22 protein-coding genes and 3 tRNA genes are annotated in these 23,629 nt (G+C 33.2%); 12 read left to right on the forward strand and 13 right to left on the reverse strand.

Annotation, left to right across the window (positions count from 1 at the left end; translation table 11 throughout):
• Nucleotides 1-33 precede the first annotated feature (33 nt).
• The 8 genes from DZ60_RS0107480 to tgt all read right to left on the reverse strand — a co-directional run bounded on the left by DZ60_RS0107480 (nucleotide 34) and on the right by tgt (nucleotide 9,619).
• Entirely contained in the window at nucleotides 34-876 is an 843-nt protein-coding gene (locus DZ60_RS0107480; RefSeq protein WP_025741473.1) for a DUF4412 domain-containing protein, read from the reverse strand.
• Between the two features lie 252 nt (nucleotides 877-1,128).
• The gene (locus DZ60_RS0107485) at nucleotides 1,129-2,067 is read right to left on the reverse strand and encodes a tetratricopeptide repeat protein (protein WP_025741474.1); all 939 of its coding nucleotides are present in this window, start codon (nucleotides 2,065-2,067) and stop codon (nucleotides 1,129-1,131) included.
• Between the two features lie 286 nt (nucleotides 2,068-2,353).
• On the reverse strand, nucleotides 2,354-3,538 hold the full coding sequence (locus DZ60_RS0107490) for a hypothetical protein (RefSeq protein WP_034229057.1): 1,185 nt from the start codon (nucleotides 3,536-3,538) through the stop codon (nucleotides 2,354-2,356).
• 121 nt (nucleotides 3,539-3,659) lie between these two features.
• Nucleotides 3,660-5,213 carry a replicative DNA helicase gene (dnaB, locus tag DZ60_RS0107495; RefSeq protein WP_025741476.1) on the reverse strand — a complete coding sequence of 518 codons (1,554 nt, stop codon included), beginning with the start codon at nucleotides 5,211-5,213 and terminating at the stop codon, nucleotides 3,660-3,662.
• Between the two features lie 168 nt (nucleotides 5,214-5,381).
• Nucleotides 5,382-6,335 (reverse strand): acetyl-CoA carboxylase carboxyltransferase subunit alpha, encoded by a 954-nt coding sequence (locus tag DZ60_RS0107500; RefSeq protein ID WP_025741477.1) that lies wholly within the window; start codon nucleotides 6,333-6,335, stop codon nucleotides 5,382-5,384.
• Between the two features lie 51 nt (nucleotides 6,336-6,386).
• Nucleotides 6,387-7,319 (reverse strand): DMT family transporter, encoded by a 933-nt coding sequence (locus tag DZ60_RS0107505; RefSeq protein ID WP_025741478.1) that lies wholly within the window; start codon nucleotides 7,317-7,319, stop codon nucleotides 6,387-6,389.
• Entirely contained in the window at nucleotides 7,306-8,376 is a 1,071-nt protein-coding gene (locus tag DZ60_RS0107510; protein WP_025741479.1) for an LptF/LptG family permease, read from the reverse strand. The genes DZ60_RS0107505 and DZ60_RS0107510 overlap by 14 nt, the downstream gene beginning before the upstream one ends.
• Nucleotides 8,377-8,488: 112 nt before the next feature.
• Nucleotides 8,489-9,619, reverse strand: a complete 1,131-nt coding sequence (gene tgt / locus DZ60_RS0107515) for a tRNA guanosine(34) transglycosylase Tgt (RefSeq protein WP_025741480.1) — start codon at nucleotides 9,617-9,619, stop codon at nucleotides 8,489-8,491.
• 330 nt (nucleotides 9,620-9,949) lie between these two features.
• Here tgt and DZ60_RS0107520 point away from each other — a divergent pair, with 330 nt between their 5' ends.
• From DZ60_RS0107520 to DZ60_RS0107530, 3 genes are all read left to right on the forward strand, one after another.
• Nucleotides 9,950-10,795, forward strand: a complete 846-nt coding sequence (locus DZ60_RS0107520) for a transketolase (RefSeq protein ID WP_025741481.1) — start codon at nucleotides 9,950-9,952, stop codon at nucleotides 10,793-10,795.
• Nucleotides 10,796-10,818: 23 nt separating this feature from the next.
• Nucleotides 10,819-11,772, forward strand: a complete 954-nt coding sequence (locus DZ60_RS0107525) for a transketolase family protein (RefSeq protein WP_025741482.1) — start codon at nucleotides 10,819-10,821, stop codon at nucleotides 11,770-11,772.
• 207 nt (nucleotides 11,773-11,979) lie between these two features.
• Entirely contained in the window at nucleotides 11,980-12,564 is a 585-nt protein-coding gene (locus DZ60_RS0107530; RefSeq protein ID WP_025741483.1) for a porin family protein, read from the forward strand.
• Nucleotides 12,565-12,672: 108 nt separating this feature from the next.
• Here DZ60_RS0107530 and DZ60_RS24105 read toward each other — a convergent pair whose 3' ends face one another.
• On the reverse strand, nucleotides 12,673-13,944 hold the full coding sequence (locus DZ60_RS24105) for an FKBP-type peptidyl-prolyl cis-trans isomerase (protein ID WP_025741484.1): 1,272 nt from the start codon (nucleotides 13,942-13,944) through the stop codon (nucleotides 12,673-12,675).
• A 195-nt stretch (nucleotides 13,945-14,139) separates the two neighbouring features.
• Between DZ60_RS24105 and DZ60_RS0107540 the strand changes: the two genes are divergently transcribed.
• Both DZ60_RS0107540 and DZ60_RS0107545 read left to right on the forward strand, forming a co-directional pair.
• Nucleotides 14,140-14,535 (forward strand): RNA-binding S4 domain-containing protein, encoded by a 396-nt coding sequence (locus tag DZ60_RS0107540; RefSeq protein WP_025741485.1) that lies wholly within the window; start codon nucleotides 14,140-14,142, stop codon nucleotides 14,533-14,535.
• A 109-nt stretch (nucleotides 14,536-14,644) separates the two neighbouring features.
• The gene (locus tag DZ60_RS0107545) at nucleotides 14,645-15,145 is read left to right on the forward strand and encodes a phosphoribosyltransferase family protein (RefSeq protein ID WP_025741486.1); all 501 of its coding nucleotides are present in this window, start codon (nucleotides 14,645-14,647) and stop codon (nucleotides 15,143-15,145) included.
• Here DZ60_RS0107545 and DZ60_RS0107550 read toward each other — a convergent pair whose 3' ends face one another.
• Entirely contained in the window at nucleotides 15,146-15,667 is a 522-nt protein-coding gene (locus DZ60_RS0107550; RefSeq protein ID WP_025741487.1) for a shikimate kinase, read from the reverse strand. It lies immediately after the preceding gene.
• Between the two features lie 129 nt (nucleotides 15,668-15,796).
• Between DZ60_RS0107550 and DZ60_RS0107555 the strand changes: the two genes are divergently transcribed.
• The 3 genes from DZ60_RS0107555 (at nucleotide 15,797) to DZ60_RS0107565 (ending at nucleotide 16,153) form a co-directional block, all read left to right on the forward strand.
• Nucleotides 15,797-15,869 (forward strand) — tRNA-Lys (locus DZ60_RS0107555).
• Nucleotides 15,870-15,930: 61 nt separating this feature from the next.
• Nucleotides 15,931-16,003: transfer RNA gene (locus DZ60_RS0107560), tRNA-Lys, on the forward strand.
• 66 nt (nucleotides 16,004-16,069) lie between these two features.
• A tRNA-Leu gene (locus tag DZ60_RS0107565) sits at nucleotides 16,070-16,153 on the forward strand.
• Nucleotides 16,154-16,263: 110 nt separating this feature from the next.
• Here the strand turns inward: DZ60_RS0107565 and DZ60_RS25075 are convergent.
• The gene (locus tag DZ60_RS25075; protein ID WP_161634371.1) at nucleotides 16,264-16,413 is read right to left on the reverse strand and encodes a hypothetical protein; all 150 of its coding nucleotides are present in this window, start codon (nucleotides 16,411-16,413) and stop codon (nucleotides 16,264-16,266) included.
• 1,021 nt (nucleotides 16,414-17,434) lie between these two features.
• Here DZ60_RS25075 and DZ60_RS0107570 point away from each other — a divergent pair.
• Genes DZ60_RS0107570 through DZ60_RS0107585 form a run of 4 tightly spaced genes read left to right on the forward strand, consistent with a single transcriptional unit; the run spans nucleotide 17,435 to nucleotide 21,214 of the window.
• Entirely contained in the window at nucleotides 17,435-18,331 is an 897-nt protein-coding gene (locus tag DZ60_RS0107570) for a MerR family transcriptional regulator (RefSeq protein WP_025741488.1), read from the forward strand.
• Nucleotides 18,332-18,346: 15 nt separating this feature from the next.
• A complete protein-coding gene (locus DZ60_RS0107575; RefSeq protein ID WP_025741489.1) occupies nucleotides 18,347-19,843 on the forward strand; it encodes a phytoene desaturase family protein in 1,497 nt (498 codons plus the stop codon).
• 45 nt (nucleotides 19,844-19,888) lie between these two features.
• Nucleotides 19,889-20,728: a phytoene/squalene synthase family protein gene (locus DZ60_RS0107580; RefSeq protein ID WP_025741490.1), complete on the forward strand. Its 840-nt coding sequence runs from the start codon at nucleotides 19,889-19,891 to the stop codon at nucleotides 20,726-20,728.
• 27 nt (nucleotides 20,729-20,755) lie between these two features.
• Nucleotides 20,756-21,214, forward strand: a complete 459-nt coding sequence (locus DZ60_RS0107585; protein WP_025741491.1) for a sterol desaturase family protein — start codon at nucleotides 20,756-20,758, stop codon at nucleotides 21,212-21,214.
• Between the two features lie 59 nt (nucleotides 21,215-21,273).
• Here the strand turns inward: DZ60_RS0107585 and DZ60_RS0107590 are convergent, their stop codons facing one another.
• Together DZ60_RS0107590 and DZ60_RS0107595 are read right to left on the reverse strand one after the other, a co-directional pair.
• Nucleotides 21,274-21,840 (reverse strand): TlpA family protein disulfide reductase, encoded by a 567-nt coding sequence (locus DZ60_RS0107590; RefSeq protein ID WP_025741492.1) that lies wholly within the window; start codon nucleotides 21,838-21,840, stop codon nucleotides 21,274-21,276.
• 312 nt (nucleotides 21,841-22,152) lie between these two features.
• Entirely contained in the window at nucleotides 22,153-23,574 is a 1,422-nt protein-coding gene (locus DZ60_RS0107595; protein ID WP_025741493.1) for a hypothetical protein, read from the reverse strand.
• Nucleotides 23,575-23,629: the final 55 nt, after the last annotated feature.

The following is a 23,629-nucleotide window of genomic DNA, read 5'->3' on the forward strand; positions in this document are numbered from 1 at the left end:
ATCCATTATCTTCTAAAAAAAACAACCCTAGTTTTAGTACATACTCTTATAACTACTAGTATCAATTGTCAGTGCTTCTTTTTCCAGAGCAAGGCATTTCATTTTGATAGTGGTGGGTTTTTTTTGAGAAATATCTGTTATATCCATTTCCATGACCAATCCTTCAGGTAAATCTTTCCATAAATCATTTATATCAGATGCTTTTGATTTTCTATTTTTGGCACTATAATAATTCGAAAACTCAACCTCTGCATCTTCGGTTATCCATGCTATACCATCAAATTCATCACTTTTGATCAAATATTCATATGAGGAATACCCTAAGATGTTTTTAGTCTTTCCTGTTTTGGTCACCTTGGGCTTTGACCTATTCAAGTTTTCATTAGCTATTTCATCTGGATTCATATTGGTTGCTATATAAATCTGCTGCCCTCCATTGTTCATAAATGAAAACATGGCACTTCTTGACATATCTATTACTCCAAACATCCCTGAAGCTTCTTGTCCGGGTACCTTAAACCCCATATATTCTTTATCTTCTATTAAGTAGTAATCAAATGTAGTCGTGTTTTTATCAATTTCTAAGTTCATAACATATTTATGCGTAAATAAATAAGAACTGGCAGGTTGCACTTTTGAAACTCCTAAAACATTTTTATTTTTTTTACTCGCACTCCCCCTATTAAATGTAGAATCAAACGCTTTTTCTGTTTCTTTCTCCGTTTTCTGTTCAACTTTTTTCTCAATAGCTCGCTCTGCCGCTTTTTCTGCTTTCTCTTTTAATTTTTTAAAAAATTGTGCATTAGCATCTGGAGACCAGAAAATAATAGAAAGAATTACAAAAAGTAAGGATAGATTTTTAGATTCGGATATCATAATAGTGTCGATTAGTTTATCTAAAAATACTAAACTAATTCTTTATTCACCTATTATATACTTACTTAACTTTACTATTTATCCTAATACACAAAGAATTCCCTGAATAATGAGCATATTTTTGGTATGGATTATGGTACGTTTTTTGGCAAAAAAAATCAAAAAATGGTAATCATATCCATGTAAAAAAAGAGATATTCTAACATGTTGATCAATTATGAATATATAAAATTTAGAAAAATAATTTTCCGTCTAAAGTTCTTTAAGTAACTTCAGGATTAATTCATTGTTTGCGTCTAAAAGAAATCCTTTTTCACAAGCTTTTCGGGCTTTTTTTAATCGATCCGTAACTTTGTAATAATAGGCTAGTTCAGAATATATAATCGCCTTTTCTTTATCATCTTTTTCCACAGAAACTGCTTTTTTTGCAATTGGTATGGCAGCATCATAACTCTTTCTATTGGCCAAGGCTCTATAATGTCCTTGTATTCCTATTGGTTCTGAATCATCTACAAGATATGATAACTGAAAGAAAGACTCTGCTCTATAACTATCATGCATTGTCTTGGCCTGCCGTATTCCTACCGCTCCAATATTATTATAAGGAAGTGGATTTGTTGTATCAACAAGAATAGCTTCGTAAAAATTATCAATAGCCTCATTTGGTTTTCCTTCTCCAAACAACTGATTTCCTTCAGTTTTGATTGCTTCTGAACGTACTCTATCCGGTTCATTTTTCTGAATATTCAATTCCTTAAAAGAATTTGCCACTACCGTAGATGCTCTTTTTTCTTTCGAATATAAATGAACGGTCATATTTTCAAAATCATCAGCAGAACCTTCTTCTAAATACAGCATCCCATCAAACTCATTAAATGGTCCTTTGCAGATCCCTTTCTTGATAAAAGCAAAAGGTGCATACATTCCTCCAAATGTTTCTTCATCTTTTTTACAGTTCCAATAGAGCCATATGTCATCTAAACTCACCCCTCCTTTAGCATCATATCGCAAACAATACGTCGTTAGCCCTTCTCTTACCTCTTCATCCAGAGCATAGTGATCATAAATAAAAATAGTACTCCCTTCATCAATTCCTTCCCATTCTACTTCTTTAGGAACTTCGATGTTATATAAACCTATATATGGTCTAAATTGCTTAGATATGTTTTTAAGTCTTTTAAATTCCTTCATTTTTTCTTGTCTTACGATTAAACTGACAGTCAAAAGACCTACAGTAGTATACCCCAATTCGTTACTTGTATTCTATATATTTTCAAAAATAGTCTTTGGATTGAAATTCTACTACCCTGAATACAGGGATAAAAAAGAATAGTGAAGGAGTACTGTTTTGTTAGCGTTAGCCCTTTTATAGTAGTGGTTCTGGTACTAATATCTCTAAACAAAGTTATAACCCTATTTAGATTATCCTAATACCAAAATATAGGCTATAAATAAAGAACAATATCAGTTGACCTATTTAGGTTTTCTGCTTTTTCTTTTTCGCAGCCGGAAAAAGAACGTTGTTTAGGATAAGACGATATCCGGGTGAATTGGGATGAAGTTCTAATTCTGTTTTTGGATCCCCAACTCGATGTGTGTAATCTTCTGGGTCATGCCCTCCATAAAAAGTAAAGAAGCCTTTACCTTTTATACCATGGATATAACGTGCTTCAGAATTGGTTTTGTTTTCTCCAAGAACTAAAACATTGGATTTTATTTCATTAGGATTATATGCCGTGGTTTGCCCCATAAACCCTTTTACCAATGCGGTATGATTCTGGCAAAGCATTGTAGGTACAGGATCCCATTTTGCCGAAAAATCCATAAGAGTAAAATAGTCTGTAGTTTTAGAGATCCTTCGATTTCTTGTCATATCAATCGAAGAAAATTCATATACCGTTGGACTTCGCTCTAAGGTATAGTTCTTAAAAGCAAATGTCTTATTATAATCTATTTTAGTTTGATACCCGGGTTCACTAGGATCTCCATCAAACATAGGCTCACATATATCAACACCTTCTGCAGATAATGCAATTTCAAAACTATCTGTTGCGCTGCACATGGCAAACATAAATCCACCACCTACTACATAATCACGAATTTTTAATGCTACTGCTAATTTCTCTTGAGAAACTTTGGTATAACCTAATGAATTCGCCAATTTTTCTGCTGCTGCTTTCTCTCTAATATACCAAGGAGCGGCTCTGTAAGAAGCATAGAATTTACCATATTGCCCTGTAAAATCTTCATGATGTAAATGCAACCAATCATACAATATCAGATTATCTTCTAGTACCTCTTTATCATATACTGTTTCATAAGGAATTTCGGCAAAAGTCAATACCATAGTAACAGCGTCATCCCAAGGTTGATTTCCTTTAGGAGAATACACAGCTATTTTAGGTGCTTTTTCTAATATAACGGCCTCCATATTTTGTGATGGACTACTAATTTCTTCCAAAATCCCTTGGGCTTCTGCATCGCTTAATACTTCATAAGAAACACCGCGAATTGTACATTCTTTTCTTATCCTTTCTGTGTCTGGTAAAAGAAAAGCTCCTCCTCTATAATTAAGTAACCACTTTACCTTCATATCCTTACTCAAAGTCCAATAGGTAATCCCGTATGCCTTTAAATGATTTTGCTGCTCATCTGCATCCATAGGCAATAAAACATAGGATGCATAGGACTGAAACGTAACTAAAAGACATGCAAAAACCAATAATGAAATTAACTTTTTTCGAATTGTAAAAGTTGAAATTTCGTTATTATTAAGTTTTGTTTTAAAAAGGTACTTCGTCATCATCATCACTAGAATCATTTATACTACTTCCGAAAGCTTCATCTGCACTAGGAAGATGGCTTTTATTAAAAGGTTCATCCCCTTCTTCTTTACCATCATTCATTTTAGAATGAAACTCGAAAGGAGTGCTAAAGTCATCTAAGTTATCAAATTTACCTAAGTGACCAATAAATTTTAACCTAATATTCTCTAAACCTCCGTTACGGTGTTTAGCTACAATGAATTCTCCTTGCCCTTGTGTAGGTGATCTTTCTTCGTCATCCCACTCATCTATTTTGTAATATTCTGGTCGATAAATAAATGATACAATATCAGCATCCTGCTCAATCGCTCCTGATTCACGAAGGTCACTAAGTAGTGGTCTTTTACTTCCTCCTCTTGTTTCTACGGCTCGCGACAACTGAGATAAAGCAATCACAGGAACACTTAATTCTTTGGCTAGTGCTTTTAAGTTTCTCGAAATCGTTGATATTTCCTGTTCACGATTTCCATTTTTTCCTGATCCCCCGGCAGTCATCAATTGCAAATAATCAATTACAATCATTTTAATACCATGTTGAGATGCAAGACGACGTGCTTTTGCTCTAAGGTCAAAAATTGATAATGATGGTGTATCATCAATAAACAAAGGCGCTTTTTCTAAATCCTTCACTTTTACATTTAACTGCTCCCATTCGTGTTTTTCTAATTTCCCTGTCCTCAACTTTTCTGACGAAAGTCCTGTTTCTGAAGAAATCAAACGGGTAATTAACTGTACCGAAGACATCTCTAATGAAAAGAATGCTACGGGGATGTTTTGACCTACTGACATATTTCTTGCCATAGAAAGCGTTAAAGCCGTTTTACCCATACCAGGTCGGGCAGCCACAATGATCAAATCACTTGGCTGCCATCCTGAGGTTAATTTATCCAGTTTATCAAAACCGGACGGTATCCCACTTAAACCTTCTTTGTTTGATATTTCTTGTATCTTTTTCTTAGCTTGAATTACCAAATTTTGTGCACTCTCTGTCGATCTTTTGATATTTCCCTGAGTGACCTCATATAATCGAGATTCTGCCATATCCAAGAGATCAAAAACATCGGTAGTTTCGTCGTATGATTCCTCAATAATTTCATTAGAAATTTTAATTAAACTTCGTTGAATATATTTCTGAAGAATGATACGAGCATGAAACTCAATATGTGCAGAAGATGATACTTTCTGGGTAAGCTGAACCAAATAATAATCTCCTCCTGCTAATTCTAGTTTTGAATCTTTCTTTAACTGAGTAGAAACCGTTAATAAGTCAATCGGTTCTGAGTTTTCAAACAGTTTAAAAATGGCTTCAAAAATATATTGGTGTGCCTCTCTGTAAAAAACATCTGGGTTTAAGATATCAATAATTTCATCTACCCCCTTCTTATCAATCATCATCGCTCCAAGCACAACCTCCTCTAAATCAATTGCTTGTGGTGGTATTTTTCCTTTTTCAAGCGTAACTACGTTCCCCCGACCGTACTTTACTTGCTGTGATTGCTGTACTTTTTCCATGACTACGAATGTAAAAAAATTGTAAAGAGATGCACCTATATCTAAAGATACGAATGTCCACCGTTCTTCAACAAAAGAACTGTTAATAAATTTATTTTATTGTTAATAAGCATAAAAAAAATCTGAAGTGCAAACTTCAGATTTAGGTACTAAGTGATTTTTTGGGGGCTACCCTTTGAAGACTCCCATGTTTGCATATTTGTCCATTCGCTTTTCAACCAATTCTTCTGGTGATAAGTTTTTAAGCTCTTCGTAAGATGTTAAAATTTTATCCCGAACGGTTTTAAACGTAGTTTCTCTGTCACTGTGCGCTCCTCCTAATGGTTCCTTAATAATTTCGTCTACCACTTTGATCTTAACACTATCTTTGGCTGTTAATTTTAATGCATCAGCTGCTTGTTCCTTAAACTCCCAGCTTCTCCATAATATTGAAGAACAATTCTCTGGTGAAATCACAGAATACCAAGCATTCTCAAGCATCAGTACTTTATTTCCTACACCAATACCTAATGCTCCGCCACTTGCTCCTTCACCAATTATAATAACTATGATAGGAACTTTAAGACGTGTCATCTCTAGTATATTACGAGCAATTGCTTCTCCTTGTCCACGTTCTTCTGCTTCTAATCCTGGATAAGCTCCGGGTGTATCAACAAAGCATACAACAGGAAGATTAAATTTCTCGGCACTTTTCATTAGACGTAGTGCTTTTCTATATCCTTCGGGATTTGCCATTCCGAAATTACGATACTGTCTTGTCTTTGTATTATATCCTTTTTGCTGACCAACAAACATAAAGCTTTGATCACCAATTTTACCCAAACCGCCAATCATGGCTTTATCGTCTTTTACATTGCGATCTCCATGTAATTCTAAAAAAGAATCACCACATATCGCATCTATATAATCCAATGTATATGGTCTTGACGGATGCCTTGATAACTGGACCCGCTGCCATGGTGTAAGGTTTTTATATATATCTATTTTAGTTTCTTTGAGCCTTTTTTCGATTTGCTTGCATGTATCTGTTACATCTACTTCACTTTCCTCGCCTATCGCACAAGCCTTCTCAAATTGCTCTTCAAGCTCTTTTATCGGGAGTTCAAATTCTAAATATTCCATAATCAAGAATATATTTTAATTAACTAGGGTTAGCCGACAAATATAAAAACTTTAGTCCGTAATGTCGCCTAAAGTTGATGGTCTTTTTCTTTTTTTAGCATTTTTGAAGATCCCATTCAAAATTACAGTCCCCAGAATAATCATTGCGCCATAATAAAACTGAGGGTTCATTTTTTCTGCATCCCCAAAAATTAAATAGGCAAGTAAAATTCCGTAAACAGGTTCCATATTTATAGTTAGCATAACAGTATAAGGACTTAAATACCTCATTACCTGAACAGACCCTATAAAAGCATACGCAGTACAAATAGATGCTAACAACAACAAATACAACCAATCTGAAGTTGATAATTGAAAGAATGAGAGAGTAAATCCTTCTACACTATTACCAAAAAAAGTTATACCAAGTAAAAACAGAGTTACTATAAGGGTACCACTTACCAATTCATAGAAAGAAATCATTGAGGGATTATGTTCTTGAGCCATTTTACCATTAATTATCGAAAAAACTGCAGATAAAAAAGCTGATAATAAAGCATATACAATCCCCAACGAATACCCACTCTCTACGCTAAAAATAATATACAACCCAATAATCACTAAAACTCCAAAAAGAATTTCGTACCATATTACTTTGCGATTATAAAAAATGGGTTCAAGAATTGAAGTAAAGAATGCCCCTGTAGATAGCATTGCTAAAGTAATGGAAATATTTGAAACCTTAATTGCAGCGAAAAACGTAATCCAATGCAATGCAATAATGACTCCGGCTCCAAAAAGTTTAAAAAACAAACGTCTAGATATCACTAGAGATATTTTCTTACTATAAATAAACACATAGATAAAACCTGAAGCCAAAAGCATTCGATACCAAACTAATGGCAACGCTTCAATTGATATTAACTCTCCTAATATTGCTGTAAACCCCCATATAAACACTATAAAATGTAGATGAAGATAATTTCTAACCTTAACGTTTGGCATTATATAAAAGATAAATAGCTAAAATTCCGAAAGATACATTTGGAAACCATACTGCTACTAAAGGAGAAAAATCTGATTGTCTAGCCAATGTACCTAATACTTTATCTAAAAAAATAAAAATAAATGCTAATGAAATACCTACCGCTAGATTGACTCCCATTCCTCCTCTTCGTTTCATAGAAGAAACTGCTACCCCAATTACGGTTAGAATAAATGCTGAAATAGGCAAGCTCCAACGCTTGTAAGCAACTACTTTGTAACGATTTATATCAGAAGAACCTCTTCTACTTTCTTTTTCTATGAATGCGCTTAATTCGTTATAGTTAAGTGTCTCTGCCACATAAGTAACAGGTGTAAATTCGTCCATATTAAAAGGTAATACTGTATCTTTTACTTTTGCCTTTTCTATAATATCATCGCCATCTGTAACAGAACGTTTTACAAACCCTTTCAATTCATATATACTATCTTTGAACGTTATTTTTCTAGCTGATATTTTGGTGCATAACATATTACCATCAAAATGTTCGAGAGTAAAGTTCGTTGCTGATTTTTGCAAAGGTTTAAAGTTGTTAGCATACAAAAACATGCTATCGTTAAGTTGTCTGTATACATTTTTTGTTTCCTGAACTTTTTTATTCTTTTTTAGATAAGAATATCTAAACTCATTAAAACCTTGACTTGCTTTTGGTGCAAGGAACAATCCCATTGCCAAAGCTCCTACACAAATTATAACTGCGCCAATCATATAGGGTCGTAAGAACCTCCAAAACGAAACACCAGAACTTAGAAAAGCTATAATTTCTGTTTTATTTGCCAATTTAGAGGTAAACCAAATTACCGAAAGAAATACAAAAAGAGGAAATAACAAATTTGCAAAATATACCGTAAAGTCAAGGTAATATAGCATTATAGGCTTCAAAGGAACCTTATGCTCTAACATATTATCTATTTTTTCAGAAAGATCTACTATTATCCCAATAGGTATAAATAATAAGATCATTGTAAAAAATGTTCCTAAGTACCTTTTAAGTATATACCAATCTAGTATTTTCATACCTGTTTTCTTAATTGAATTTTTGTATTTAAATAATCAAAATAAATACATTAAGGCATTTCCAGATTCATTTAATAAAAAATCAATCCCAACCTATTTTACCTTCTTACTGCTATAACCTTTTATCCATTTGTTTCACCATCATATTTTTCCAGGAGTAAAAATCTCCTGCTAATATATGCTTTCTAGCTTCTCTAACCAACCATAAATAAAAACCTAAATTATGAATAGTTGCAATCTGTTTTCCTAACAATTCATTAACAGAAAAAAGATGTTTCAGATATGCTTTTGAGTATTCTGTGTCGACAAAAGTAATCCCCATTTCATCAATTGGAGAAAAATCATCTGCCCATTTTTTATTTTTCATATTAATGGTTCCGTGTGCAGTAAACAGCATTCCATTTCTTGCATTTCTTGTTGGCATTACACAATCAAACATATCTACACCCAAAGCTATATTTTCTAATATATTGATTGGTGTTCCTACCCCCATCAAATAACGTGGCTTATCTTCTGGCAAAATTTCTGTAACTACTTCTGTCATTGCATACATTTCTTCTGCTGGTTCTCCTACTGATAATCCCCCAATAGCATTACCAACCGCTCCTGCATTTGCAATATATTCTGCTGATTGTCTTCTAAGGTCTTTATATGTACTACCTTGCACTATCGGAAAAAAAGCTTGATCATATCCATACTTAACCGGAATTTTTTCTAAATGTTGCATACAACGATTTAACCATCTGTGCGTCATATGCATACTTCTTTTGGCATATTGATAATCACATGGGTAAGGTGTACACTCATCAAACGCCATGATAATGTCTGCGCCGATAGTACGCTGAATCTCCATTACATTTTCGGGAGTAAATACATGATAAGAACCATCTATATGTGACTTAAACTTAACTCCTTCTTCTTTAATTTTTCGATTAGCCGATAATGAATATACCTGATATCCTCCACTATCAGTAAGTATATTCCTATCCCAATTCATAAATTTATGTAATCCCCCTGCTTTTTCTAAGATAGGAGTTTGTGGTCTTAAATATAAATGGTAAGTATTACCTAATATAATATCTGGATTAATATCGTTCTTAAGTTCTCTTTGGTGTACTCCTTTTACGGTAGCCACTGTCCCCACTGGCATAAATATTGGAGTTTCAATAACACCATGATCTGTTGTTATTTTTCCTGCCCGTGCTTTACTTTCTGGGTCTTTAGACAAAAGGTCAAATTGCATAGTTCCTGTTTGATAGAGCGCAAAGATAACTAACTAGAATCACATTAATACCTGTACTTTTTTGAAAACTTTTTCTATTCTAAATAGTTTCATAATTTAACGTCTTTATTACTCCTAATTACATATTAAAAACTCATTTGTATTTTCGATTACTTTAGAATATACTATTTAACTATGATTTTGAAATTCAAAAATCTAATAAAACATCATATTACATAGTAGTTAAAACGACTATATCAAAGTTACTCTACATAAATCGGGTTTAACATTTTGTCACCATATACAAAACCTGTATTTTTGGTCACTCATTATCAAGAAATCAGCATTATAATGCCAAAAACAAAACAATTAGAGGATTTTGCTACGCAAGTTCGTAGAGACATTTTACGACAAGTACATAAGGTTAATTCGGGTCACCCTGGGGGTTCTTTGGGATGTACGGAGTTTTTCGTATCACTTTTTCAGGAAGTTTTAGAACGAAAAGATGATTTTGACATGAATGGTATCAATGAGGATATCTTTTTCTTATCGAATGGTCATATTTCCCCCGTATATTATAGTGTTTTAGCGCGGAGTGGATATTTTCCAGTAGAAGAACTAAACACTTTTAGACTAATTAACAGTAGACTACAAGGACACCCCACGACTCATGAAGGGCTTCCTGGCATACGAATTGCTTCTGGATCTTTAGGACAAGGGATGTCTGTAGCTCTTGGAGCCGCCCAAGCCAAAAAATTAAACAATGATCCTCATTTAGTATACAGTTTACATGGTGATGGAGAACTTCAGGAAGGTCAAAATTGGGAGGCTATTATGTATGCTGCCGGAAAAAAAGTAGACAATATTATAGCAACCATAGATCTTAATGGTCAACAAATTGATGGCTCTACTGATGATGTATTAGCAATGGGTAGTGTACGGGCAAAATTTGAAGCTTTTGGATGGGATGTTTTGGATATTAAAGAAGGTAATTCTATTGCTGCTGTTGTCGATGGATTAAAAGAAGCCAAAAGTAGAACTGGAAAAGGAAAACCTGTTTGTGTATTGCTACACACTATCATGGGACATGGTGTCGATTTTATGATGCACACCCATGCTTGGCACGGTAAAGCTCCTAATGATGAGCAATTAGCAATTGGACTCTCACAAAACCCTGAGACTCTAGGAGATTATTAAAGCACCCATATTTAAAGGACAAAATGAAAAAATATATAGATACAGGAAAAAAAGATACTCGTTCTGGTTTTGGAGCTGGTTTGGAAGAATTAGGAAAAACGAATGAAAATGTAGTAGCATTGTGTGCTGACTTAATAGGTTCGTTAAAAATGGACGCTTTTATAGCTAATAACCCCGAACGTTTTTTTCAGATCGGTATCGCAGAAGCTAATATGATGGGGATCGCAGCCGGACTTACGATAGGAGGTAAAATTCCATTTACAGGAACATTTGCTAACTTTTCTACCGGACGTGTATATGATCAAATACGCCAATCGATTGCGTATAGTGGTAAAAATGTAAAAATTTGTGCATCTCATGCAGGATTAACCCTTGGTGAAGATGGTGCTACCCACCAAATTCTCGAAGATATTGGATTAATGAAAATGCTGCCGGGAATGACCGTAATAAACACCTGTGATTATAACCAAACAAAAGCAGCGACTATTGCTATCGCAGATCACGAAGGTCCTGTTTATCTCCGTTTCGGAAGGCCAAAAGTTGCTAATTTTACGGCTGAGGATCAAAAATTCGAGATTGGCAAAGCCGTTCTTCTTCAAGAAGGGACAGATGTTACTATTGTTGCAACAGGTCATATGGTATGGGAAGCTCTTGAGGCCGCTGAGACATTATCAGAAGAAGGAATAAGCGCAGAAGTGATTAATATTCACACTATAAAACCTCTAGACAGTGAAGCTATTGTAACCTCTGTTAAAAAGACAGGAGCTATTGTAACAGCAGAAGAACATAACTTCTTAGGAGGATTAGGAGAAAGTGTCTCTAGAGTTCTTTCAGAACAACACCCGACACCTCAGGAATTTATTGCCACAAAAGACACTTTTGGAGAAAGTGGAACTCCTGAACAATTAATGGAGAAATACGGTCTAAATGCCAATGCTATTACCAAAGCGGCACAAAAAGTGGTTAAAAGAAAATAACTAATTTCATTTTGAAATAATTAAGAAAGCCTTCTGATAAGTTTCAGAAGGTTTTTTGTTTTTACTCAAAATATATGAGAACAATACCCGTTCATCATATACTAGCCGCAATACCAAAATCATTCGAATTAATTATTAATTAACAACTTTACCTATTATACTACTAATGGTATATAGTGTATTAGCTTGTTACTAAACTTTATTTACATGAAAAATATATTTGTTGGTTTTATGTTATTTGCTTTTTTCGCAATATCAGCTCAAGAGAGAAAAATAGTATTGGGTATTAAAGCGGGACTTAATTATGGGGATAACGGCAGCATAGAAATTACTGATGCCGCAAGATTATTAGGAAATGATAGATTTGGGTATCACCTAGGTGTATTTATAAGAGGACAATTAACCGATCATTTATACCTTAAACCCGAACTTCAATACACTATTAACAATAGTAACTATGATGTCGATAATGCAACTATTGATTATACCATTAGAAAACTTGATCTTCCAATCTTATTAGGAATTTCAGTCTTAGGACCAATTCATCTTTTTGGAGGTCCTGCACTACAGTACATAGTAGAAAATGATTTGCAAGATGTACAATTAAAAGAAGTAAAAAATCAATTTACAATTGGAGTACAATTTGGTACAGGAATACAACTTGAACGTATTAATATTGATATACGCTATGAGCGTGGTCTTAGCAAAAACCAAGCAGAAGCTTTAAACCAAGATATTAGGATAGACACTAGACCTAATCAGCTCATCCTTGGTATTGGCATAGATTTATAGTAATCGTATTGTGAAATTTCTTGAAAATAAAAAAGCTGTTTGGAGTTACACGCAACTCCAAACAGCTTTTTTATATACTTACTTTTTCATAAAAGTAAAACGTACTATTTAGTCTTCTTCGTCTAATCTAGATTCGGTACTATCTTCATCTAAATAATTAGGCACTCCATCACCATCTGAATCATCATTTGTTGGATCACCATCACCAATATCATTCGTTGGATCACCATCACCATCTCTATCAACAGTTAAATCAGTATCTGGCTCAAGGTCTTCATCTATAGTAAGTACACCATCTCCATCATCATCGGTATCTATATAATTTGGAAAGCCATCTTCATCAGTGTCATCATAAGTATCATCTTCATCTTCATCTGACTCAAAATCGAGAACAATCCTATCACCATCAATATCTTCTAGATAAGAAGGTACTCCATCATTATCATGATCTGCCTCATTAACACCATATAATTGAATCTGAAAAATAAGAGGTGCATATGCAGGAATTCCTGTTTGCGCACTTCCAAAATACCCTAAACCAGAAGGCATAAAAATTATTATATTCCCAAAATCCATGTTATAACTTACGGTTCCGTCTTCATTTTCTACGAAATCAGAAGCTCCTGTAACCTCTACCAATGCCTCTCTCCACCCAGTAATCACAGATACTTGATCAAACCACACAGGAGTTACTGCATTATCAAAAACTCGTCTTGTAAGATCCGTATTATCTACCGAATCATCTTCATCAATAATACCATCGCCATCTGAGTCTACTTTATCACTATCAGTTCCTGGCACACCATCGGTATCTGCATCACTATCATCTACAATTTGATCACCATCACTATCAACTCTAGTGACTGATTCCCCATCTATTTCATCAACCTCGGCTTCTCCGTCATTATCAGAATCTACATCTACCACATCAGGAACACCATCGCCATCTGAATCATTATAATCATAAAAAACTTCTCCTCTGTAGGTAACCAATGTAGAATCTGCAAACGTAGGTTTTGGAGTTCCTACCAGATCATTTTTCTCTTTGTTTAGATTAAGAATATACAATGTATAATCAACATCCTCTACTGTAATCGTTTTACTTTGTAAAAAATCTGACTCAGCAATTGAAGGCTGTTCTGAGTTCTCTCCTGCAATAGTATCAAATACAGCAATTTGATAATCCGGATTAGCAGGATTATCAACTAAAGTATAAAAATGTTTATTTAAGTATTCTAGAACAATAGGGGCTTCATCTACTTGCTGCTCTGCCCTATCTCTTAACTCTACTATTATAATCGAATCATCATCATCGTTATTACAGGCGTATAAAACAACCAAAGTAAGTACAATGGCCCCACAATATTTTATTACATTCATCTAATTCTTTTTTTGAAGGCGCAAGATACGATTTTCTTGTACTTTTGCTCCATCTGTTTATGAGTTTTTACTTTTAATCTTTGCGTCCCATTACTAATTTTTTAAATTCTAAAGGGATTTCAAAAAAAATATTCTAATTAATAACGAATTTATTCGCTGTAAATTCTTTTTTTAAACCAATGATACAAACTTTTTATGCGAGTTGATAAATATTTATGGTGTATACGTTACTTCAAAACAAGAAGTATTGCCACCAAGGCATGTAAAGAAGGTAAAGTACGCGTAAATGGCGATCTTATTAAGCCTTCAAGAGAAATATATCCAACTGATAAAATTACTGTTCGCAAAAACCAGGTTAATTATGAACTTTTAGTTTTGGACACACCAAAAAGTCGACTAGGTGCAAAACTAGTCGATATCTATCGTAAAGACATTACGCCAAAGGAAGCGTTGCAAAAATTAGATCTTTTAAAATATTCTAAAGATTATTATCGTAAAAAAGGTACAGGAAGACCTACGAAAAAAGACCGAAGGGATATTGATGAGTGGTTTATAGATGACACCAATAAAAATCATGAAGAGGAAGAATAAGTTCGTTATCAAAGATTATGAAAACACTATAATTCTTAGTATTCTGATCCTGATAACAAACTCTTTTATATATTTGAACACCAAACAATAGTAATTAAGTAGTTTTGATATGCAAACGAATAATAATATTATACTAACTCATGAGCAAATACAGCACAAAATAAAACGTATTGCATATCAAATTTATGAGACTAATGTAAATGAAAAAGAAATCATAATTGCTGGTATTGCAAAAAACGGTTTCACTTTTGCTCAGCGCCTAAAAAATATTTTAGAGGATATTTCTGATATTAAAATAACGCTGTGCGAAGTAACCATGGATAAAAAATCTCCTCAAAATACAGTATCAACTTCTATAGCGCCATCTGAATATGAAAACAAACCTTTGGTTCTTGCAGATGATGTTTTAAATTCTGGAACAGCACTTATTTACGGAGTAAAGCATTTTCTTGATGTTCCTCTGACTAGATTTAAGACAGCGGTATTGGTAAATAGAAATCACAAAAAATACCCAATAAAAGCGGACTTTAAGGGAATATCTTTATCCACCTCACTTCATGAACATGTTTTCATCGAATTTGGAAATACCGATATTGCACTTCTGAAATAATTAAAATAACAGCGCTATACTCTCTTCACTAATCTGATTCGCATCTTTTTGATCTGTTTTTATAATATGATTTGACTGATTATAATAAAACGAGCGCTCAAACACATGTTTTCTAATAAAATCCATCAAACCATCAAACGTGTCTATATGTGCTATTAGAGGTCTTTTATGGCGCTCTGGAAGCAATCTTTTGGTTAATTCTTCGAGCGAGGTTTGCAAATATATACTTTGAACATTAGAATCCTCTTTAAGAATTTCTAGGTTTCCTAAAAAACAAGGAGTACCTCCTCCTAGTGAAATAATCTTATTATCATACTTTTTTAGCACTTCTATTAGATGCGCAGTTTCTCTTTTTCTAAAATATATTTCGCCTTTATCACTAAAAATATCCGAAATAGTTTTTTTTTCTTGAATTTCTATATAATCATCAAGATCCAAATATTCCATTTTTACTTTTTCAGACAAGGTTCTGCCAATCAACGACTTTCCGCTGCCCATGTATCCCATTAACACTATATTCATACTCTTAAAATTAAATAGATATTCCCCAAAAAAAACATCATTTTAAACAAAATGCAAATTTATATCAATTTCTTCTTGAAAAATAAATTAATGATAGTATATTTGCACCCGCGTTCAAGGAAAAGAATTGACCTGGTAGCTCAGTTGGTAGAGCATCTCCCTTTTAAGGAGAGGGTCCTGGGTTCGAGCCCCAGCCCGGTCACTAAGACATATTAATATATGTGTAGTGTTCTTAAACTATTATTGATATTAAAATGATCTATGACCTGGTAGCTCAGTTGGTAGAGCATCTCCCTTTTAAGGAGAGGGTCCTGGGTTCGAGCCCCAGCCCGGTCACTAAAAAAGTATCGTAGTTTCTACGGTACTTTTTTTATTTAATAGTATATTTATGCACCTATTTTTGCCCAGGTGCTGGAACTGGTAGACAGGCATGGTTGAGGGCCATGTGTCCATTAGGGCGTGTGGGTTCGACTCCCATCCTGGGCACTTCTTATTACCTTCATTACAATGAAATTAGGATGCTAATTTTCACATACTATGCAACCTTAACCCAATACAATATATTAACCACATTACCAGTTATTTATACACTTTTATTAGTACTCAATACCATAGGAGTAACGTTGATCCTGAACACAAATACTTCCTCGAAAACCATAAAGACTAACTCCATAATTAAAAAGTGCGTTTTGCTTTTTGGTTACGCCAGTCAATAGATTTTTCTTACTCAATTTTATATTTCTCATAGTTAGTTATTTTAATTGATTGATTAGTAATTATCTGTAACGTCTTTTTAAATTCCACACATGTCCTCTGGTGGCGCTTAACTTTTGGGTAATTTGATTGTTATTTAATGTTCTCATGATTATTCGTGTTTTGATTGATTGATTAATAATTACCTGTAACGTCTTTTTAAATTCCACGCATATCCTCTGGTGGCACTTAACTTTTGGGTGATTTGATTGTTATTTAATGTTCTCATGATTATTCGTTTTTTGATTGATTAGTAATTATCTGTAACGTCTTTTTAAATTCCACGCATATCCTCTGGTGGCACTTAACTTTTGAGTGATTTGATTGTTATTTAATGTTCTCATGATTATTCATTTTTTGATTGATTAATAATTACCTGTAACGTCTTTTTAAATTCCACGCATATCCTCTGGTGGCACTTAACTTTTGAGTGATTTGATTGTTATTTAATGTTCTCATGATTATTCGTTTTTTTTTTGATTGATTAATAATTATCTGTAACGTCTTTTCAAATTCCACGCATATCCTCTGGTGGCACTTAACTTTTGAGTGATTTGATTGTTATTTAATGTTCTCATGATTCTTCGTGTTTTGATTGATGGATTAATAATTACTTGTAACGTCTTTTTAAATTCCACACATATCCTCTAGTGGCACTTAACTTTTGGGTGATTTGATCGTTATTTAATGTTCTCATGATTCTTTGTTTTTATTGTTATATACCTACTAGACGCAAGCAATGAATTTTTGTTACAGTACTATGTATAAAATAGTACCATTTTTAACAATTATTAACAAACAGCTTCATTCAAACCTTTTAAAAACAACAATTTACATTAAATCAGAAAAAAATATTTTAAACAAAATCAAAACCCTACCATAAAAACGATGGTAAAACAATTTAGAATCACTTAAAAATAACTTCCAAATACCTTATTTTAACAGTTATATATACTATTTTAACAAATATTGAAAAATAAATACCTAATTTTGTTTAACAATTTCTAGAAAAAAGTGAACAATATAAAGCAAGTTTTTAGCATTAAGGATTTAGAAAATCTATGTGGCGTAAAAGCGCACACCATTAGAATTTGGGAAAAACGCTACAATCTTCTTTCTCCGGATCGTACTGAAACCAACATAAGAACGTACAACCTTAAAAACCTTCAAAGATTACTTAATGTAACGTACTTAGTAAATAGTGGTTATAAAATATCCAGAATATCAAAGTTAAGTGAAGATGAGATTAATGACTATGTAAAAGGTATTGTATCAGATAGTAGCACAAAAAATCAGGCTATCAATTCTTTTAAAATTGCAATGCTTAATTATGATTTAACCCTATTTTCTGTAACCTATGATAAGCTTGAAAGAAAAAAAAGTTTCAGAAGCATTTTTATTGATATTTTTATTCCTCTTTTAAAGGAAATAGGCTTATTATGGCAAACAGATACCATAAGTCCATCTCATGAACATTTTATTACAAATTTGGTAAAACAAAAGTTATTGCTGAATATAGAGAAACTTCAGTACAACAAGAATACCAAAACAGACAAGGCGTTTGTTTTATTTCTTCCTGAAAATGAAATACATGAATTAGGCTTGTTATATATTCATTACGAAACACTACTACATGGCTATAAATCAATTTACCTGGGATCTAGTATCCCATTAGATAATTTACCTAGTGCTTTATCTTTTCATGAAAAAATTGTCTTTGTGTCCTATTTCACCATCAAACCTGAAAAAGAACATTTAGATACTTATATGCAAGATTTTGAGAGTATAGTCTGTAGAGATAAACAAAGTGATTTTTGGGTCTTAGGAAAACAAGTCATGCATTTACCAACATCAAGTCAATCCAATCATCGTTACTTTGAATCTATTAGTTCACTCATTTCAGAATTTTAATCTCATAATGTATTTATGTCTAAAAAAATTGTAATAATTGGTTCTGGGTTTTCATCTCTTTCGGCTTCTTGCTACTTGGCAAAGCTCGGATACAGTGTAAGCATTTTTGAAAAAAATTCAACCATCGGTGGTAGAGCCAGGCAGCTTAAAAAACAAGGTTTTACTTTTGATATAGGCCCATCTTGGTATTGGATGCCAGATGTATTTGAAAATTTTTTTAGAGATTTTAATACTTCTGCATCAGATTTTTACACATTAGATAAACTAAACCCTGCTTATAAAGTTTTTTTTAAGAACAACGAAAGTATACTCATAGAGGATACTTTAGATAAAATTTATAAGGCTTTTGAAAAAGAGGAAAAAGGAAGTTCTCTCAAACTACAAAAGTTCATAGAAACCGCTCAGAACAACTATGAGATTGCCATTAAAAACTTAGTATATCGCCCTGGAGTATCTCCTCTTGAACTTATTACAAAGGAAACTATTCAGAGAGTTGGTCAATTCTTTAGTACTATTTCAAAAGAAGTACGACGAGAATTTAGTAATGAAAAACTAATTCAGATTCTCGAATTCCCTGTCTTATTTTTAGGAGCTAAACCGAGTGACACTCCTGCTTTCTATAGTTTTATGAATTATGCAGATTTCGGATTAGGAACTTGGCACCCAAGAGGAGGAATGTATCAGGTAATTCTTGGTATGGAAAAATTAGCCTTATCCTTAGGAGTCAAAATTACAACAAATGCAACAGTAGAAAAAATCACGGTTACCAATGGAAGTGCTGATGGTATTATCATAAATTCTGAAAAAATAGATTCTGATATTATTTTATGTGGGGCAGACTATCATCACGGAGAAACATTACTTGATGCCCAATACAGACAATATTCTGAAAAATATTGGGAGCAAAAAACTTTTGCCCCTTCTTCGTTACTTTTTTATGTAGGGTTTGATAAAAAACTTAAAAATGTTAATCATCATAACTTATTTTTTGATACCGATTTTAATACACATGCCAAAGAAATTTACGACACTCCAAAATGGCCAGAAAACCCATTGTTTTATGCCAATTTCACATCTTTAACGGATCCAAATTCGGCTCCCGAGGGCAAAGAAAATGGTTTTTTTCTAATTCCTCTAGCTCCAGGAATTCAGGATACTCCCGACCTAAGAGAACAATACTTTGATAAAATTATTACCCGTTTCGAATCAATAACCAATCAAAATATAAAAAACAATATTATATTTAAAGAATCATTTTGTGTCAACGATTTTGTAAAAGAGTATAATTCGTACAAAGGAAATGCATACGGAATGGCTAATACGCTATTTCAAACTGCTTTTTTACGTCCAAAATTGAAAAGCAAAAAAGTAGATAACTTGTATTTTACAGGACAACTTACTGTGCCAGGACCTGGAGTACCACCATCATTAATTTCTGGAAAACTCGTTGCAGGATTAATACAATCAAATAATAAACCAACTATACAACAACCAACACTAATAAATACGTAAACACAGAATATCATCTTAAAAAAAACTAATTAGTAAACCTATCCCATGAAGTCTATTTTTGATACTGTTTCCTATAGCTGTAGTAAAATTGTTACGAACTCCTATAGCACCTCTTTTTCTTTAGCATCAAAGATGTTGTCAGATTCTATTCGACAAGATATCTATAATATCTATGGATTTGTAAGGTTTGCCGATGAGATCGTTGATACGTTTCATGATTACGATAAGGAAAAATTATTCAATGATTTTGAAGAAGAAATGTATAAGGCAATCAATAATAAGATTAGCCTAAATCCCATTCTAAATGCTTTTCAAAAAACCGTTCATCAATATGATATTGAACCCGAATTATATGAGGCTTTTATGAAAAGTATGAGATTAGATCTCTATAAAACCAAATATCTTACAGAAAAAGAGTATAAAGAATATATTTATGGCTCTGCCGATGTAGTTGGACTTATGTGTTTACGAGTTTTTGTCAACGGAAATCAAGAAAAGTACAATGAACTTAAGCAAAGTGCTATGTATTTGGGGTCTGCTTTTCAAAAAGTCAACTTCTTAAGAGATCTTAAGGCAGATTACGAAGACCTCGACCGCACATATTTCCCTAATACCGATTTAAACCAATTAGATGAAGCTTCTAAGATTAGAATTATTAATGAAATAGAAGAAGATTTCGAAAAAGGTTTAGAAGGGATTTTAAAGCTGCCTATTGAAGCAAAATTCGGAGTATACACCGCTTTTACATACTATAGAAAATTGCTAAACAAATTAAAAAAGACCCCTTCAAAAGATATTAAAAACACCCGTATTCGAGTTCCTAACTACCAAAAATTTGGGTTATTGGCCAAATCCTATTTTGACTGTCGATTAAAAATAATTTAATAGTATTTTTGTTAAAAATTAAAACTCGTGAAAATTTTCATTCAAATATTAGTTTTTCTTACCGCATTTTCTCTGATGGAGTTTATGGCTTGGTTTACTCATAAATATGTAATGCATGGTTTTTTATGGTCTCTTCATAAAGACCATCATCATAAAGATCATGATAGTTGGTGGGAGCGTAATGATTTTTTCTTCATTTTTTATGCAGTAATAAGTATGTCCTGTATTTTTTTTCATAATCCCCAATCTTTTTGGGTGGGTATACCTATAGGATTAGGAATTCTAGCATACGGCATCGCATATTTCGTCGTTCATGATATTTTTATTCATCAACGTTTTAAACTCTTAAGAAACGCTAATAATTGGTATGCAAAAGGTGTGAGAAGAGCGCATAAAATGCATCATAAAAATATAGGAAAAGAAAAAGGTGAATGTTTTGGGATGTTAATCGTTCCTTTTAAGTACTTTAAAAGACGTACCGCGTAATTTGACCTCTATTTTAATTCTTATTTAGATAATTTAAGATATAATTCGAAAGAACGTTACTATTCTGAAACGAGAGCATCTAGTATTTCTCGAACTTTATCACTATTCCAATAAGCAGGCCCTACTTTATCTATAACAATTTCTCCATTTTTATTAATCAAATATGTTGTAGGAAATGATTTACCATCTAAAGCAAATAATGAAGGATGCTCTGAAAGAGAACGGTATATCGGATAATTATATTTTTTGCCTTTCATATATTTTTCAATCTCGGGATCATCATCTGTGGTTAAAAACACAAACTCCACTTTATCCTTGTAGTCGTTATATAGTTTTTGCAAAGAAGGCGTTTCTGCAATTGAAGAAGCCTTCCAGGTAACCCAATAATTAAGTACAACTACCTTCCCTTTAGTTGTATTAAAATTCATAGATTCGGTATTAACCCCATGTAATTTCCAATCATAAGACTCTAGTGACTTTCTCTCTTTGAGAGCCATAATATCAGGGCTTACGGTAAAAATACGAGTCAAATAAATCTGCATCATTCCTCTAGTGTTAGGAATAAAAAACAATACCAATATGGTTGCAAAAATTAAGTTTGTTATATTTTTCTTATTAAATTTCATTCGTAGTTTTTCTTATTACAATCAAACTTTATAGTTCAAATAATGGTATAAAAATTTACACATCTCTTAAACCTTTATAAATACATGAATTAACAAATTTCTTTAGGTTGTTACCTAAAACGAGATTCATTTTTACATATAGTTTTTTAAGTCTAGCGACAAAAAGTAGAAGCAAATTTATGAATAAAAAAAGCGCAATCTATATGATTGCGCTTTAAAACTAACAATTAATCAAACAATATTAAATTATTTTTTTTAAAAGAAAAAGTTACTTTTCATAGCTAGGATACTTCAAAAACAAGAGTTCTTATCCTAAGGAGCCTCAGCACGAATTACTTCTATAGAATTAGATAAACTAAAACAACCAAGAAGATCGCCTGCATTCATACCCATCTCTGCTCCTTGTAACCCATCTTCATATCTCAAATACCAAATTAGACATGTACCAACTCCAGCTCCATTAAAATCAACCCCTTCTACAGCATCTAACGTTGGTGGTAGTCCCAAAATATTTCCTAAATCATCGGTAATTACCCAAGTACTATTGCTTCCCGAGGCATTCATATCGTCTAAAGAAATCCCACTTACAAAATCTGAATCACCATCAACAGTAAAGTTAAAGGGACCTCCTGAAAGTACACCTGCATTCGTTACACCGCATGAGCGGACTACTTCAATTGAATTAGATAGGTCAAAAGTACCTGTAAGATCATTTGCATTCATCCCCATCTCTGCACCTTGTAGATCGTCTTCATAACGTAAATACCAAATTAAACATGTACCAGCACCAGCACCATCAAAATCAACTCCTTCTACTGCTTCTAATGTTGGTGGTAATCCTAATATATTTCCTAAATCATCAGTAATCACCCAGGTACTATTTGTACCAAAAGCATTTGCATCATCTAACACAATACCACTTACAAAATCAGCTTCTCCATCAATTTTAAAACTAAATGGACCTCCGGATAGAGTTCCCGCGTTTGTAACTTGATTACGCACTACAGCGATAGAATTAGATAAATCAAAAGTACCTGTAAGATCATTTGCATTCATCCCCATCTCTGCACCTTGTAGATCGTCTTCATAGCGCAAGTACCAAATTAAACATGTACCAGCACCGGCACCATCAAAATTAACTCCTTCTACAGCTTCTAATGTTGGTGGTAATCCTAATATATTCCCTAAATCATCAGTAATTACCCAAGTACTATTTGTACCAAAGGCGTTGGTATCATCTAATACTATACCACTTACAAAATCAGCTTCTCCATCGACATCAAACTCAAATGGTCCACCTGATAATGTACCTGCATTTGTAACTTGATTACGAATTACTTCTATACTGTTAGAAAAATCAAAAGTACCTGTAATATTACTAGTATTCTCTCCTACTTCTACCCCTGCCGTATCATCTTCATAACGTAAATACCAAATTAAACATGTACCGGCGCCGGCTCCGTCAAAATTAACTCCTTCTACCGCTTCTAATGTCGGTGGTAACCCCAATATATTACCAGAATCATCAGTAATTACCCAAGTACTATTGCTACCAACAACATGAGTATCATCTAGAATAATACCACTTACAAAATCAGCTTCTCCATCAACATTAAACTCGAATGGTCCCCCTGATATTGCACCAGCATTAACGTCCATATTACCATCATCATCACTACATGAGATCGCAGTAAAGCCTACTGCCAAAATCCCCAAAATTAATTTTCTAAACATTGCTTATATTTTTTATGATTATTATACTGTAAAAGTATCAATACAAAAAACCATA

It is taken from the genome of Aquimarina pacifica (assembly GCF_000520955.1).
In the GTDB taxonomy this organism is placed as follows: Bacteria; Bacteroidota; Bacteroidia; order Flavobacteriales; family Flavobacteriaceae; genus Aquimarina; species Aquimarina pacifica.

Coding starts and splice junctions, on each gene's coding strand:
- DZ60_RS0107490 (WP_034229057.1), bottom strand. CDS start 3,538: ATGGATGCAGATGAGCAGCAAAATCATTTAAAGGCATACGGGATTACC.
- DZ60_RS0107510 (WP_025741479.1), bottom strand. CDS start 8,376: ATGAAAATACTAGATTGGTATATACTTAAAAGGTACTTAGGAACATTT.
- DZ60_RS0107550 (WP_025741487.1), bottom strand. CDS start 15,667: ATGAATATAGTGTTAATGGGATACATGGGCAGCGGAAAGTCGTTGATT.
- DZ60_RS0107480 (WP_025741473.1), bottom strand. CDS start 876: ATGATATCCGAATCTAAAAATCTATCCTTACTTTTTGTAATTCTTTCT.
- tgt (WP_025741480.1), bottom strand. CDS start 9,619: ATGCAATTTGACCTTTTGTCTAAAGACCCAGAAAGTAAAGCACGGGCA.
- DZ60_RS24105 (WP_025741484.1), bottom strand. CDS start 13,944: ATGAATGTAATAAAATATTGTGGGGCCATTGTACTTACTTTGGTTGTT.
- DZ60_RS0107485 (WP_025741474.1), bottom strand. CDS start 2,067: ATGAAGGAATTTAAAAGACTTAAAAACATATCTAAGCAATTTAGACCA.
- DZ60_RS25075 (WP_161634371.1), bottom strand. CDS start 16,413: ATGAGAAATATAAAATTGAGTAAGAAAAATCTATTGACTGGCGTAACC.
- DZ60_RS0107500 (WP_025741477.1), bottom strand. CDS start 6,335: ATGGAATATTTAGAATTTGAACTCCCGATAAAAGAGCTTGAAGAGCAA.
- dnaB (WP_025741476.1), bottom strand. CDS start 5,213: ATGGAAAAAGTACAGCAATCACAGCAAGTAAAGTACGGTCGGGGGAAC.
- DZ60_RS0107525 (WP_025741482.1), top strand. CDS start 10,819: ATGAAAAAATATATAGATACAGGAAAAAAAGATACTCGTTCTGGTTTT.
- DZ60_RS0107580 (WP_025741490.1), top strand. CDS start 19,889: ATGAAGTCTATTTTTGATACTGTTTCCTATAGCTGTAGTAAAATTGTT.
- DZ60_RS0107595 (WP_025741493.1), bottom strand. CDS start 23,574: ATGTTTAGAAAATTAATTTTGGGGATTTTGGCAGTAGGCTTTACTGCG.
- DZ60_RS0107545 (WP_025741486.1), top strand. CDS start 14,645: ATGCAAACGAATAATAATATTATACTAACTCATGAGCAAATACAGCAC.
- DZ60_RS0107590 (WP_025741492.1), bottom strand. CDS start 21,840: ATGAAATTTAATAAGAAAAATATAACAAACTTAATTTTTGCAACCATA.
- DZ60_RS0107530 (WP_025741483.1), top strand. CDS start 11,980: ATGAAAAATATATTTGTTGGTTTTATGTTATTTGCTTTTTTCGCAATA.
- DZ60_RS0107575 (WP_025741489.1), top strand. CDS start 18,347: ATGTCTAAAAAAATTGTAATAATTGGTTCTGGGTTTTCATCTCTTTCG.
- DZ60_RS0107505 (WP_025741478.1), bottom strand. CDS start 7,319: ATGCCAAACGTTAAGGTTAGAAATTATCTTCATCTACATTTTATAGTG.
- DZ60_RS0107540 (WP_025741485.1), top strand. CDS start 14,140: ATGCGAGTTGATAAATATTTATGGTGTATACGTTACTTCAAAACAAGA.
- DZ60_RS0107520 (WP_025741481.1), top strand. CDS start 9,950: ATGCCAAAAACAAAACAATTAGAGGATTTTGCTACGCAAGTTCGTAGA.